At 68.5% G+C, this 14,034-nt stretch carries 12 protein-coding genes; 1 reads left to right on the top strand and 11 read right to left on the bottom strand.

Translation table 11 applies throughout. The features are described from left to right. Nucleotides 1–48: 48 nt before the first annotated feature. The 11 genes from KR541_RS32990 to KR541_RS32940 form a co-directional block, all read right to left on the bottom strand. Nucleotides 49–1,374: an NAD(P)/FAD-dependent oxidoreductase gene (locus KR541_RS32990; protein ID WP_050016878.1), complete on the bottom strand. Its 1,326-nt coding sequence runs from the start codon at nucleotides 1,372–1,374 to the stop codon at nucleotides 49–51. A 2-nt stretch (nucleotides 1,375–1,376) separates the two neighbouring features. Then, nucleotides 1,377–2,111, bottom strand: a complete 735-nt coding sequence (locus KR541_RS32985; RefSeq protein ID WP_209924362.1) for a cupin domain-containing protein — start codon at nucleotides 2,109–2,111, stop codon at nucleotides 1,377–1,379. A gap of 121 nt (nucleotides 2,112–2,232) precedes the next feature. Then, nucleotides 2,233–2,664, bottom strand: a complete 432-nt coding sequence (locus KR541_RS32980) for a helix-turn-helix domain-containing protein (RefSeq protein ID WP_050016963.1) — start codon at nucleotides 2,662–2,664, stop codon at nucleotides 2,233–2,235. A 23-nt stretch (nucleotides 2,665–2,687) separates the two neighbouring features. Then, nucleotides 2,688–3,965 (bottom strand): NAD(P)/FAD-dependent oxidoreductase, encoded by a 1,278-nt coding sequence (locus tag KR541_RS32975; protein ID WP_425542646.1) that lies wholly within the window; start codon nucleotides 3,963–3,965, stop codon nucleotides 2,688–2,690. A gap of 196 nt (nucleotides 3,966–4,161) precedes the next feature. Next, nucleotides 4,162–6,036 (bottom strand): ABC transporter ATP-binding protein, encoded by a 1,875-nt coding sequence (locus KR541_RS32970; RefSeq protein ID WP_050016874.1) that lies wholly within the window; start codon nucleotides 6,034–6,036, stop codon nucleotides 4,162–4,164. Further along, nucleotides 6,036–6,992, bottom strand: a complete 957-nt coding sequence (locus KR541_RS32965; RefSeq protein ID WP_050016872.1) for an ABC transporter permease — start codon at nucleotides 6,990–6,992, stop codon at nucleotides 6,036–6,038. The genes KR541_RS32970 and KR541_RS32965 overlap by 1 nt, the downstream gene beginning before the upstream one ends. 30 nt (nucleotides 6,993–7,022) lie before the next feature. Then, the gene (locus KR541_RS32960) at nucleotides 7,023–7,976 is read right to left on the bottom strand and encodes an ABC transporter permease (protein ID WP_012336804.1); all 954 of its coding nucleotides are present in this window, start codon (nucleotides 7,974–7,976) and stop codon (nucleotides 7,023–7,025) included. 79 nt (nucleotides 7,977–8,055) lie between these two features. After that, nucleotides 8,056–9,639, bottom strand: a complete 1,584-nt coding sequence (locus KR541_RS32955) for an ABC transporter substrate-binding protein (RefSeq protein ID WP_050016869.1) — start codon at nucleotides 9,637–9,639, stop codon at nucleotides 8,056–8,058. 674 nt (nucleotides 9,640–10,313) lie between these two features. Then, on the bottom strand, nucleotides 10,314–11,852 hold the full coding sequence (locus KR541_RS32950) for a methyl-accepting chemotaxis protein (protein WP_050016867.1): 1,539 nt from the start codon (nucleotides 11,850–11,852) through the stop codon (nucleotides 10,314–10,316). Nucleotides 11,853–12,030: 178 nt separating this feature from the next. Then, nucleotides 12,031–12,699, bottom strand: a complete 669-nt coding sequence (locus KR541_RS32945; protein ID WP_050016866.1) for a haloacid dehalogenase type II — start codon at nucleotides 12,697–12,699, stop codon at nucleotides 12,031–12,033. A gap of 65 nt (nucleotides 12,700–12,764) precedes the next feature. Next, nucleotides 12,765–12,959, bottom strand: coding sequence for a hypothetical protein (locus tag KR541_RS32940; protein WP_089490412.1), 195 nt, complete (start codon nucleotides 12,957–12,959; stop codon nucleotides 12,765–12,767). 203 nt (nucleotides 12,960–13,162) lie between these two features. Between KR541_RS32940 and KR541_RS32935 the strand changes: the two genes are divergently transcribed. Next, complete coding sequence (locus KR541_RS32935) at nucleotides 13,163–14,023, top strand: GNAT family N-acetyltransferase (RefSeq protein ID WP_216090101.1); 861 nt, start codon at nucleotides 13,163–13,165, stop codon at nucleotides 14,021–14,023. Nucleotides 14,024–14,034: the final 11 nt, after the last annotated feature.

Below are 14,034 nucleotides of genomic sequence, written 5' to 3'. Positions count from 1 at the left end.
GATGCGCGTCGTACTCAGGCGACCGCTCATCCATGTAACGGCGTTGCATCAAAAATCGGCGACCTTGCCCCATGCGGACTCGCTGAACCGGCCGGGCCGGTACGGCGCCGGGTCCACGAAAGGTTGCGCACCGGATGCGAGATCGGCGATCAGGTGCCCGGCGCCCGGGCCGATCCCGAAGCCGTGACCCGAAAACCCCGCCGCGAGGATGAGCCCCGGCACGCCCGGCACTTCGCCGATGCCCGGCACGCCGTCCGGCGTGCTGTCGACGAACCCGGCCCACGCGTGCGTGATCTTCGCTTCGCGCAGTTCGGGCAGCAGTTCGGACGCGCGTCGGTACGTTTCGGTGATCGTCGGCATGTCGGGCTTCGGATCGAGAATGCGTACGGCTTCCATCGGCGTCGGCGCGTCGAGGCGCCAGCGCTTCAACGTTTCATGGCCGCCACGCACGCCTTCGAGGCCGCCCGGCAGCAGATTGCGCCAGCGTTTCGCGAACATCGGCACGAATTGCGGCGCGAAGCGCAGGAACTGCGGCGTCAGGTCCACGCGCGCGCGGCCGCTGATCGCCAATGCGTAGCGTCCGTCGCTGCGGCGCGTGATGGACACGCCGGACGTGTACATCGCATCCGGCAACGGCGTGTCGACGGGCGACACGCTCAGGATCGACTGACGGATCGACGCTTGCGGAAAGCGAATGCCGAGCTGGCGGCAGAACGACGACGCCCATGCGCCGCCGGCCATCACGGCCGTTCGCGTCTTGATGACGCCCGCCTCGGTGACGACGCCCGCGACACGGCCGCCTTCGAGCTCGATGCCGCGCGCCGCGCAGTGCTGGTGGACACTGCCGCCCAGCTTGATCAGCGCGGCGGCCACGGCCGGCGCGGCCTTGCCCGGATCGGCCGTGCCGTCGGTCGGCGAGAACACGCCGCCCTTCCACTGCTGCCCGGTCGCCCGTCCGCGCTCGGCGGCCTGCTTGCTGTCGAGCATGTATGTGGTCACACCGGCGGTCTTCGCGAATTCGCCCCAGCTGGCCCAGCGGGACAGCTCGGCCTCGTCGTTGCTGAGATACAGCAGCCCGCAGCGATGAAAGCCGGTGTCTTCTCCGGATTCGGCGGCGAAGCGTTCCCACAGATCGATGCTCTTGCTCGCCATCGGCAACTCGCGCGCATCGCGGTTCTGCTGGCGGCACCAGCCCCAGTTGCGGCTCGACTGTTCGGCGCCGATGCGCCCTTTCTCGACGAGCGCGACCGATATGCCGCGGCGGGCCAGATAGTAGGCGGTGAAGACGCCGATGATGCCGCCGCCGATCACGACGACGTCGGCCGCGGCCGGCGGCGTGGACAAGGTTTCGATATGGCGCAGCGGAGGGGACATGCTCAGTCTCGTTCGGTGGAGGGTTTGACGTTCTGCATCACGTAGAACTTCGCGACGCGTTCGCTGCTTTCCCACCCGATCGACGCGCCGCGCGGCACGAACAGCGCGTCGCCGGTGCCCAGCGACTGCACGCTGCCGTCGGGCGCCGCGAACCGGACGCCGCCGTCCAGCAGGAACATGAACTCGTTCGCGCGATGCGGCCGGACGATCCGGTGATACGGCGTCGAATCCCACGTGCCCGCGCAGTACCCGGCGCCGTCGTCGGTGAACACGTTGTCGCTGCGGCATTGCGGCGCGGGGCCGAGCAGCACCTCGGCCGGCAGCGTGGCGGACGGTTTGAAGTTCGCGTCGGCGTGCAGCGCGAAGATGCCGCGTTTCGTCGGTGTCTCGCACGTTGCCGCGCAGAACATCAGCAGTACCGGCGATGCCGCGGCGATACGCAGCGCGGTGCCGCAGCCGATCACGGCGCCTTGCCCAGGGCCGACCACCAGCGGTGCGGCCCCGGGCGCTTCGAGCGTCAACTCGCCCTGGACGACGACGAGGGTTTCGATGTGCGGAAAGCTCGGCACATCCAGTTCGCCCACGAAGCCGATGCGCCCCGCGGCCATCGCGTCGGGGCCTTCCCACGCGATCTCGCGATGCGACGCGAACGGATCGCTCGCGCCGAACGCCTGCTTGCTGAATGCGGTGGAAGACGGTGCGCCGTCGGCCCGGTGCAACACGAAAACTGCGGTCATTTCTGCTCCTGTGCAGTGCGTGACGGATTCGTTCGAAAGCGGTCACGCGATATCGGAAATCGTCGTTCGCCGGCTCGCCTGCCGGAAAATCCTCAGCGGGGCATGTCGTCCATACGTGTGCTTACGCCGCGTGACACGATGCATCGCGGCGTTCGGCGCGCATGCGCGTCGATGGCGCTCGCACCGGTGCGCCGCCCGTACGGGCGACCATGTAATCGCGCGGCGTGATCCCGAGCACGCGCCGGAAATGCCGGCACAGATGGCTCTGATCGAAGAAGCCGACGTCGGTCGCGACGACCGACGGCGCGAGACCGGCGCGCAACAGGTCCTGCGCCCGCCGTATCCGCACGAGACACAGATACCGGTGCGGCGACAGCCCGGTTTCGCTGCGAAAGCGCGCGGTGAAGCGCGACACGCTCAACCCGGCCACCGCCGCGAGCGTGTCGAGGTTCAGCGGCTGCGCGAACGACGCGTCGATCGTGCGCAGCACGTCGCCGATCGCCGGCGACACGGGCCGCGCGACACGCGGCGAGCCAACGAATTGCACTGTCATGTCGAATTCTCCCGGCGCGCGCTTCAATGCAGGAAATCCTGCATCCGGTAATACGCGCCGACGAGCGGCAAAAACCACGCGTGCCCGAAATGGCCGGGTATCGCCGGCCAGTCGAGCTCGCGCCACGGGTTCGACGCGGCCGCGCCATACAGCACGTCGGCCATCACGCGGCCCATGTGCACCGACATCTGCACGCCGTGGCCGCTGTAGCCCATCGAGTAATAGAGCCCGTCGTGCTGGCCCGCGCGCGGCAGCCGGTCGGCGGTGATGTCCACCAGCCCGCCCCAGCAGTAGTCGAGCCGCACGCCGGCCAGTTCCGGGAAGTAGCCGGCCATGCCGGCGCGCAGGACGTCGCCGCTCTTCGCGTCGGAGCGCGGGCTCGACATCGCGAAACGCGCGCGGCCGCCGAACAGCAGCCGGTTGTCGGGCGTCACGCGGAAGTAGTTGCCGATCTGGCGCGACGTCACGTAGGCGCGGCGATGCGGAAACAGCCGGTTCAGCTGCGCATCCGGCAGCGGCTCGGTCACGACGATGAAGCTGCCGACCGGCGCGATGCGTCGCCGGAACCACGCGAACGGCCCGTGCTGCGATGCGCCGGTGGCGACCAGAACGCGGTCGGCAACGATCGTGCCGCGGGTGCTGGTGATCCGGTGGCGCTCGCCGTCGAGCCGGTCGATCTGCGTGACGGCCGCGTGCTCGACCACGCGTGCGCCGGCCCGCACGGCCGCTTGCGCGAGGCCGACGCCGAACTTGCCCATGTGCATCTGTGCGCCGTTGCGCTGCAGGAGCCCGCCGTAGAAGCCGTCGGATGCGATTTCGTCGCGGATCCGCGACGGTTCGATCAGTTCGATATCCGGATCGACGTCGCGCCGCAATGCGTTGAAGGTCTTTTCGAGCCCCGCGAAATGCTGTGGCTTCGCGGCGAGCTTCAGCTTGCCGGCGCGCCGGAAATCGCAATCGATCGCCTGTTCGGTCACGATCGTCTCGACGCTCTTCACCGCGCTTTCGTATGCGAGATAAAACTGCTTCGCCTGCGCGGCGCCGATGCGGGCGGCCAGCGACGCGTAGTCCTGCGCGACGCCCGTATTGCACTGGCCGCCGTTGCGGCCAGACGCTTCGCCCGCGACCTGCGCGGCTTCGAGCACGACCACCGAAACGCCGCGCTGCGCGAGCGCGAGCGCCGCCGACAAACCGGTGAACCCGCCGCCGATCACGACGACGTCGGCCCGCCCTTCGACGGGGCCTTCGCTTCCGGCGCGAAACGCGGGGCGGGTATCCAGCCAGTACGATTCCAGTTTCATCGGATCCTTCTCGAGCATTTCCGCAACGACGATCGGCGACCGTTCAATGAGAATCATTTAATCACCGTCAAAAACCGCAGTTGCCGCGTATTCGCGCGCGGCACGCGTGCAAATTGCCGTTTTGCGCGACCGCCGCGGCAGACTATGCGGCGGCCCGTTCACCGCCCTGCGCGATGCACGGTTCGCGCGCCACGCACTACAGTTGCAGCGGCGCGACACCGGCGGGAATCGGCTCCGCCTGGAAGCGCGCGAGATCCTCCTCGCTGCGATGGCACAGCACCTGCGCGCCGTTGCCGAGCGTGCGCAGCGACGGGGCCGTCCGGTTGCACACGCCGTCCACGCGCATCGCGCAGCGCGACAGGAACGGACACAGCTCGTCCTCGTTCTCGCGCGCGCCGATCGGCACCAGCGGCCGGTGGCAACGCTCGGCCGCATCGTCGAGCCAGCCCGCGCGCAGCTCCGGCGCGGACGACACGAGCAGATGCGAATACGGGTGATAAGGCGGCGCGCACAGCGCGTCGCGGCTGCCCGTCTCCACGCGGCGGCCCGCATACAGCACGACGATGTCGTCGCTGATCGCGCGCACCTTCGCGATGTCGTGCGTGATGAACACGTACGACACGCCGAGCTTCGCCTGCAGGTCGCGCAGCAGCTCGATGATCGCGGCGCCGACGACGGTGTCGAGCGCCGACGTGACCTCGTCGCACAGGATCAGGTCGGGCTCGGCCGCGAGCGCGCGCGCGAGGTTCACGCGCTGCTTCTGCCCGCCCGACAGCTCGCCGGTCCGCCGCGACGCCACCGCCGGCGGCAGCCGCACGAGCTCGAGTAGCTCCGCGACGCGCTGGCGGGCACGCGCGCCCTTGATCCCGTGGTAGAACGCGAGCGGTCGTGCGAGCGTGCGCTCGACGGTATGCACGGGGTTGAGCGCGGTATCGGCGTTCTGGAACACGATCTGCACGCGGCGATGCTGCTCCTTGGTGCGCTTGACGATATCGCGTGCGAGCGGCACGCCGTCGAGCAGGATCTCGCCACCGGTCGCCGGCACGAGGCCCGCGATCACCTTCGCGAGCGTCGTCTTGCCAGAGCCCGATTCGCCGATCACGCCGACCGTCTGCCCGCGCCCGATGCGCAGGTCGACTTCGTGCAGGATTACCTTCGCGGGCCAGCCGTTCGCGGCGCGGCCGCCGTAGCCCGCGATCGCGCCGCGCACGTCGAGCAGCGGTGTGGGCGCGGCCGGCTCCTGTGCTTGCGCCTGCGCGTCGCGCTCCGCATCGTTCGGCGTGACCGCCGCGATCAGGCTCTGCGTGTACGGGTGCGTCGGCGCATGCAGGATCTGTTCGGTATCGCCCGCCTCGCGGATCACGCCGTCGCTCAGCACGACGATCCGGTCGGCCATCTGCGCGACCACGGCCAGGTCGTGCGACACGTACACCGCGCTCATCCCGCAGCGCTTGATCACGTTCTTGAACGCCTGCAGCACGTCGATCTGCGTGGTCACGTCGAGCGCGGTGGTCGGCTCGTCGAGGATCACCAGCTCCGGATCGGTGATCAGCGCCATCGCGGCCATCAGCCGCTGCAACTGGCCGCCCGATACCTGGTGCGGATAGCGTTTGCCGATCGTCTCCGGCTCGGGCAGCGCGAGCGCGCGAAACAGCTCGATCGCCTTCGCCTGCGCGTCGCGCTTCGTCATCGTCTTGTGGATCAGCGCGCTCTCGATCACCTGGTCGAGAATCGTGCGCGACGGGTTGAACGCGGCGGCCGCGCTCTGGGCGATATACGCGACCTTGCGGCCGCGCAGCGCGGTCAGCGCCGGTCCGGAAAGCGTGCACACGTCGGTGCCGTCGAGCTTCACCGAGCCGCCGGCGATCCGGCATCCGGCGCGCGCATGGCCCATCAGCGACAGCGCGATCGTCGTCTTGCCGGAGCCCGATTCGCCGATCAGCGCAAGCACCTCGCCGCGCCCGATGTCGAAGTCGACGCCGTGGACGATCGTCGTTTCGTCGCCGCCCGGCCGGCCGCCGACCACGCGCAGTCCGCGCACCTCGACGAGCGGATTCGATTCGTGTCGCATCAGTGTCCTCCGGCGGCGCCGGCCGCGCCCTTGCGGCGGCCGCGATGCGGCAGACCGTCGATCAACAGGTTGACGCCCACCGTCAGGATCGCGATCGCGACCGCGGGCATGATCGCGACGGCCGAGCCGTCGCCGAGGCTCGCGATGTTCTCGCGCACGAGCGAGCCGAGGTCCGCGTACGGCGGCTGCACGCCGAGCCCGAGAAAGCTCAGGCCGCTCAGCAGCAGCACGACGAACGTGAAGCGCAGCCCGGTGTCCGCCAGCATCGGGTGGATCATGTTCGGCAGCATCTCGACGCACGCGATGTACAGCGCGCTTTCGCCGCGCGCCTTCGCCACCTGCACGAATTCGAGCGTGCTGATGTTGACCGCCAGCGCACGCGCGATCCGGTACGAGCCCGGCATGTAGCTGACCGCGGCGGTGAGCACCAGCAGCGGCAGCGACGAGCCGAATGCGGCGACGAACATCAGCGCGAACATCTTCGACGGAATCGACGTGAGCGCGTCGAGCAGCCGGCTCATCGTCTCGTCGACCGCGCGGCCCGACACGGTCGCGAGCAGCCCAAGCGTCGTGCCGGTCACCGCGGCGAGCAGCACCGCGGCCAGCGCGAGCAGCACGGTCAGCCGCGTGCCGTACAGGATCCGGCTCAGCATGTCGCGGCCGAGGAAGTCGGAGCCGAACGGCAGCTTCGCGCTGAACGACGCGAACACGTCGGGCGTGACGATCGCGCCGACGTCATGCGGCGCGATCAGCGGCGCGAACACCGCAACGAACAGCATCAGGCCGGCCATCGACAGGCCGACGCGGCCGCCGGTCGTCAACGCGAGGCGCGTGGCGCGGCGCTTGCGCGGCTGTTCGGGAGCAGGCGCGGCAGGCGGCATGCTGCCCCGCCCGAGGGGCGGGTCGCCGGAGGGCGGCAGCGCGCTGCTGCGTTGTACGGGTTCGATCGGTTGCATGGGCGGCATCTCGGAAGAAAGACGAAACACTCAGGTGCGCAGTCGCGGGTTCGACACGATCGAGCACAGGTCGGCGAACAGCACGAGCGTCAGGTACGCGACGCAGAAGATCAGCGTGCACGCCTGGACCAACGGGAAATCGCGATTGCTGACGGCGTCGACCATCAGGCTCGCGAGGCCCGGATAGTTGAAGATCGTCTCGACGACGATCACGCCGCCGAGCAGATACGACAGGCTCAGCGCGATCGCATTGGCGATCGGGCCGATCGCGTTCGGCAGCGCATGGCGCAGCACGACGCGCGCCGGGCTCGCGCCCTTCAACGTGGCCATCTCGACGTACGACGCGCTCAGTTGCTCGATCACCGCGGCGCGCGTCATGCGCGCCATCTGCGCGATCACGACCGCGCACAGCGTCAGCACCGGCATCGCATATGCACGCAGGAAATCGTGCAGGCTTTCGATCGGGCCGCTGTACGACAGTGCGGACAGCCAGTGCAGCTTCACCGCGAACACGAGCACGGCGACCGTCGCGATCAGGAATTCCGGCGTCGCGACGAGCGACAGCGTGCCGAGGCTGATCACGCGGTCGATCACCGACTCGCGCTTGACCGCCGCGAGGATCCCGAGCAGCAATGCGATCGGCACCGACACCGCGGTCGTGATCGCCGCCAGCGCGAGCGACTTCGGCAGGCGCCCGCCGATCAGTTCCGACACCGGCATGTCGCCGGAAAACGACCGGCCGAAATCGCCGTGCAGCAGCCCGCCGAGCCAGTGCAGGTAACGCACGTGCGCCGGCATGTCGAGACCGAACTGCTGGCGCAGCGCGGCGACCGTCTCCGGCGTCGCCGACTGGCCGAGCGCGGCCTGCGCGGCGTCGCCCGGCAGCAGGTTCGTGATCGTGAAGATGATCGCGGACACGATCAGCAGCGTCAGCGCGGTGACCGCGATGCGCCGGCCGATCAGCCCGATGAGAATTCGGTTCATGGAGCGACACTCCCGAAAAGCCCCCGCGTGGCCGGCGCGGTCGCCCGCACCGGCCACGCAACGGCGGCCAGCCACAACATCATGCGTTCCACCACACGTTCTCGGCGAACGTGAAGCCCATCATCGGCCCGGTGGGGATCGAGCCGAGGCCCGCGAGCCGCTTGTCGTAGCCGTCGAGGAAGCTGATGAACGCCGGAATGCCGACCCGCCCCTGCTGCGACACGATCACCTGCATGTCGCCGTACATCTGCTTGCGCTTCGCGTCGTCGGTTTCCGAACGCGCGGCGAGCAGCAACTGGTCGAACTTCGCGTTCTTCCAGCCCGACTCGTTCCACGGCGCATCCGACTTGAAGAACTGCGTGAACAGCACGTCGGCGCTCGAACGCGGGTTGATGTTGCCGAACGTGAGCGGGTGCTTCATCCAGTGGTTCGACCAGTAACCGTCGGGCGATGCGCGGTTGACCTGCAGGTTCAGCCCGATCTTCTGGCCGGCCTGCTGCAGCAGCACGGCCATTTCGATCGACCCGTTCGCGTCGGACGTCGCATAGATCGGCGGCAGCGCGGCGCCGAGCGCCCCCGCCTTCTGGAGCAGGAATTTCGCCTTGTCCGGATCGTGCGCGCGCTGCGGCAGCGACGCGTTGAAGTAGCGATGCCCCGGCGGAATCGGCTGGTCGTTGCCGATCACCGAATAGCCGCGGAACACCGCCGTGCGAAGCTGTTCGCGATCGAACAGGTACTTCATCCCTTCGACGAAATCGGGGTTCGCGACGATCGGGTTGTCGCTGCGCATGATCAGGTCGGTATAGAGGCCGGACTTGGTTTCCTTCAGTGCGTAGCCCGGCGTCGACGAGACCCGCTGCGTCGAGCGCGGATCGATCGCGTTGATCAGGTGCACGTCGCCCGACAGCAGCGCGTTCAGGCGCGCGGCGCTGTCGCTGATGCCGATCAGCTCGATCTCGTCGAGATACGGCTTGCCCGGCTTGAAGTAGCTGTCGTTGCGCACGCCGATGGTCGACACGCCCGGCTTGAACGACTTCAGCTTGTACGGGCCGCAGCCGACGCCGGTCGAGAAGTCGGTCGTGCCGTCCTTGACGATCACGAGCTGCGGCGTCGCGAGGATCACCGGCAGATCGGCGTTCGCGCTCGCGAGCGTCAGCGTGACTTCGTCGGGGCCGGTCGCCTTCGCATCCGAGAACTGTTCGGCAAGCGTCTTGACCTTCGACGCGGTGGCCGGGTTCTTGTGGCGCATCAGCGAAAACACCACGTCGGCCGGGCCGACGGGCTTGCCGTCGTGGAACGTGACGCCCTTGCGCAGCTTGATGATCCAGGTCTTCGCGTCGGTCGTCTGCAGCGACTCGGCGAGGTTCATCTGCGGCGTCAGGCTCGCATCGAGCTGCGTGAGACCGCTGTAGAACATGAAGAAGCGCGTGTAGTCCGCGCCCGTCGAGCCCTTGGCCGGGTCGAGCGTATCGGCCGTCGAGCCGGCTTCGTTCGCAACCCGGATCTTGCCGCCGCGCTTCGGCGCGGGCGCGGCGAATGCCGAATCGGGGGTCATCAGCAGTCCGCCGGCGCCGGCGGCCATCATGCCGCCCGCCGCCATGACCTTCATCATGTCGCGGCGCGTGAAGCCGCCCTTGCCGCCGTTGTCGATATCGTCGCTCATCCGAACTGCTCCTGACTGTGGGAAGTGGGTCCAAGGGTCCAGCGTGGTTGTTCAATCGCGCCGCGCCCGCTTGCTGGTGGCGGGCGCGACGTCGTACACATGCAATTCATTTAAGCATCGCCAAAATGCGGTTTGTCGCGATTCGGGCGCCCCGCACGATACGAATCGACCGTTTTAGGCCGCCCGCGCAGCATGAATTGCTGCGTGCGCGCACGTGTCGCCGTTGGCCCGGTGGCGTGTCGCGGTGGTTGCCGAATCGGTGTCGATGCAGGAAATCGTAAGGCCGCAGCCGCCGCAGATTGCGCCGACAAAATTGCCCGTTCGGCATCCGGCGCGCGTTTGGCTCACGCAAACCGCACGTTTGTGTCGAATGCGTGTGCGCATGCCGACGACGGCCGAAATGAGCGGCGCATTGCGGCAGATCGCCGCATGCACGGGCGTCGACGGTGGGGATCGCGACGGGACGTCGCACAGGAAAGTTCAGAGGAATACCGCTCGATCGGAGCGGCTTGGCGGGAAGACGGGAAGATCACGGGACTACCGGGAAACCGGGACCGTGCAGCCGTCAGGCGACGCGTGCGTCACCGGCATGTCGACGCGCACGCCGGGCGGCCGCCAGCGCGGCGCCCGAGAAGCAGAGGATGCGCCGGCCGCGAACGGACGGCGCGAAGCCGTCACGCAGCGAGCCGGAATACCGATACGGCGGCCCGCAGGCGCGCCGCCTGCTCGTCCAGCGACGAGGCGGCCGCAGCCGCCTGCTCGACGAGCGCGGCGTTCTGCTGGGTGACTTCGTCCATTTGCGCGACCGCCAGCCCGATCTGTTCGATGCCGGTGCTTTGCTCGGCCGATGCCGCCGAAATCTCGCCCATGATGTCGGCCACCCGGTCGATCGACCGGACGATCTCCGTCATCCGCTCGCCGGCCGTCTCGACGAGCCGGCTGCCGCTGCCGGCCCGCTCGACCGACGCGTCGATCAATCCCTTGATGTCCTTCGCGGCCGCGGCGCTGCGTTGCGCGAGCGAACGCACTTCCGACGCGACGACGGCGAACCCGCGCCCCTCCTCGCCGGCCCGCGCGGCTTCCACCGCGGCGTTGAGCGCGAGAATGTTGGTCTGGAATGCGATGCTTTCGATGACGACGGTAATGTCCGCGATCCGCACCGATCCATCCGAAATCTGCCGCATCGTTTCGACGACGGCCTGCACAGCGGCGCCGCCGAGTTCGGTCGCATCCTTCGCCTGGGCCACGAGCGCATTCGCCTGACGTGCGTTGTCGGCGTTCTGTTTGACCGTGGACGTGATCTGCTCCATGCTCGCCGCCGTTTCCTGCAACGACGCGGCCTGCTGCTCGGTGCGCTGCGACAGATCCAGGTTGCCTTGCGCGATCTCGCCGGTGCCGGTGGCGATCGAGTGGGTCGTGGTCTGGATCTCGGCGATGGTGTCGGTCAGCCGCGCCTTCATGTCGCCCAGCGCGACGAGCAGGCTGCCGGGCGCGGCGTGCGCCGTATCGAACTGCACGTCCAGTTCGCCGGCGGCGATGCGGGCGGCGATCTGCGTCGCATGCGCGGGCTCGCCGCCGAGCGTGCGCCTGACGCTGCGCAGCACGCCCCATGCGATGGCCGCGAGCGCCGCGGCGATGACGAGCGCGACGGCGCCGAGCACCATCGCGAGTCGGGCAAACGCCGCGTTGATGTCGTCGTAGAAAAATCCGGTGCCGATCCACCAGTTCCAGTCCGGAATCGCGACCACGCCCTGCAGCTTCGGCTCCAGGTCCGCGTCGGGGCTGCGCTTGATCAGCACGTCGACGAGCGCGAAATGCGCCTGCGCCATCCCCGCGCGGTACGCCTCGCTGTCGGTCATGCCGCTGGTCGTGCGGTTGCCTTTCGCGCGCGTGCCGATGAACTTCGCGTTCGGGTGCACGAGGTTGACGCCGTCGGACGTCGTGACCCAGAAGTAGCTCTTCGAATTCGCGTTGAGCGCCGCCAGCGCGGCCTTGGCCTGCTGCTGCGCCTGCTCCTGCGTGAGCGTGCCGCTCGTCTGCAGCGCGCGATACGAATCGACCAGATGCTCGGCCTTGGTCAGCAGAATGACGATCTCTTCGCGGCGGCTGTCGATCAGCGCGTCGCGCAGCGTGTGCAGCGACAACGCGGCGAGCAGGACGACGCCGAGCAGCGCCGCGGCGACGAGCATCAGCAGTTTGGTGGACAACTTCATGCGGGGGCCTCGAAATATTAACCGTTCGGTACATATATCGGCCCGGGCGGCCCCGCCTTGAACGACTCGATATCGGTAATTACCCTCGTTTCGTACGCTGATCGAACGCGTGACGGGACGCGCCGGCATCACGGCTGCGTCCCGTCGCGCGTTCGATGGATCTGCCGGCGCAGCCGGCTTACAGCCCGAGCTGCGTCGCGAGCTGGCCGATGTCCGACACTTCGTAATAGTTGTAGAACGGCGTGCCCGGCTCGTGGCCGCGGTTCACGAACGCCTTGTGCTTGATCCCGAGATCCTCGGCCGTCATCAGGTCGTAGCGCAGGCTCGACGACACGTGCAGCACGTCCTCCGGCTTGCAGCCGAGCTTGTCGAACATGTATTCGAAGCCCTGCATCCGCGGCTTGTACGATTGCGCCTGCTGCGCGGTGAACACCGCGTGGAACGGCGCGCCGAGCTTGTCGACGTTGCTCATGATCTGCTCGTCCATCGCATTCGACAGGATCACCAGCTTGTACTTCGACGCCAGCCGCGACAGCCCGGCCGGCACGTCCGGGTGCGGGCCCCACGTCGGCACCGCATGATAGAAAAGCTCGGCCTCGGCTTCGTCGAACTTCACGCCGAGCCGCGCGCAGGTGCGGCGGACCGAGTTGACGACGACGTCGCGGTACGGCTTCCACGCACCGAGCACCTCGTCGAGCCGATAGGCGGCGAACGCGCGCACGAAGGCCTCCATCGCGGCCGGCGACAGCCGGTCCGCATAGATTTCGCGCGCCGTCTCGGCCATCCGGAAATGGGTCAGCGTGCCGTAGCAGTCGAAGGTGATGTACTTCGGTTCAAACTGGATCATGGTGACGTCCTGTCGGTGTGAAGCCCCGGCAGGGCCGGGGGTGGGCTGGGTTTAACGAAATTGAATCAGGGCAAAAAGTCGTTCGCGCATCGTTCGGCGTCGCTCAAAACGCAGAATCGCCGCGTGTTGCCCGGCACATGCAGCACGATCTGCGGCGCGATCGGGCGCGGCGCGGCCGGCCGGTGGGCGGCGTGCTGCCGCAGCGGGCTCGCCTGCCGGCGCAGCCCTCCGGGCAGGCGGCAGCGCGGCCGCGCATTCATCGTAGCGGCGTTCCCACAGCAGGAGTGGTGGGATTGACCGGCCGCGCCGGCACGATCAGCGCGTTCGTCCGCATCGATCGAACGGGTTTGCGTCGATCTCGCGGGCGCGTCCGTCACCGCCGGAAAACAGGCGAATCGTCCTATCCGCGCCCGTGGGTCGCTGGCAGAGTCGATAGGTCATTTCTACCCATCCGGAGTCCGGCGTGTCCGACCTCAATTCTTCCCGCACGCTCACCTATCGCCCGTTCGCCGAAACCGACCTGCCCGCCGCCCATCGGCTGTCGGAGGCGGTCAAGTGGCCGCACCGGCTCGACGACTGGCGCTTCGCGTTCCAGCTCGGCAGCGGCATCGTGGCCGAAGACGAGACCGGCGTCGTGGGGACCGCACTCGGCTGGCGCCTCGGCGAATCGCACGCGGCGCTCGGCATGGTGATCGTGTCGCCCGAGCGGGCGGGCGGCGGCATCGAGCGCGAGCTCCTGGCCCGCGCGCTCGACGGCTTCGGCACACGAACCGTCTTTCTGCATGCGATGCTGGGGCGCGAGCCGCTGTACGCCGCGTTCGGCTTCGAGCCGATCGATACGATCGACCAGCATCAGGGCGCGGCGTTCCGGCCGCCGCTGATCTCGCTGCCGCCCGGCGAGCGCCTGCGCCCGCTCGGCACCAACGACGGGCCGCGCCTCGCCGCGCTCGCGTCGCGTGCGGCCGGCTACGAACGCGGCGCGGTGACCGATGCGCTGCTCGACGTCGCGAACGGCATCGCGCTCGATCGCGACGGCGAGTTGCTCGGCTTCGCGCTGTTCCGCCGTTTCGGCCCGGGCCACGTGATCGGCCCGGTGATCGCGCCGGATGCGCTGCGCGCGCAGGCGCTGATCAGCCACTGGCTCGCGTTGAACGAGGGGATGTTCGTGCGGCTCGACTTGCCCAGCGACAGCGGGCTGTCCGACTGGCTGGAAGGGCTCGGGCTGCCGCGCGTCGATACCGTCGTCGCGATGGCGCGCGGCACGACGCCGGCGCGCGACCCGGCGCTGCGTGCGTTCGCGATCGTGAGCCAGGCACTCGGCTGAAGGACACCGAC

The organism is Burkholderia sola (genome assembly GCF_905400185.1).
In the GTDB taxonomy this organism is placed as follows: Bacteria; Pseudomonadota; Gammaproteobacteria; order Burkholderiales; family Burkholderiaceae; genus Burkholderia; species Burkholderia sola.
Note: the sequence above shows the minus strand (reverse complement) of the source record. Positions and strands in the feature narration are given on the sequence as shown.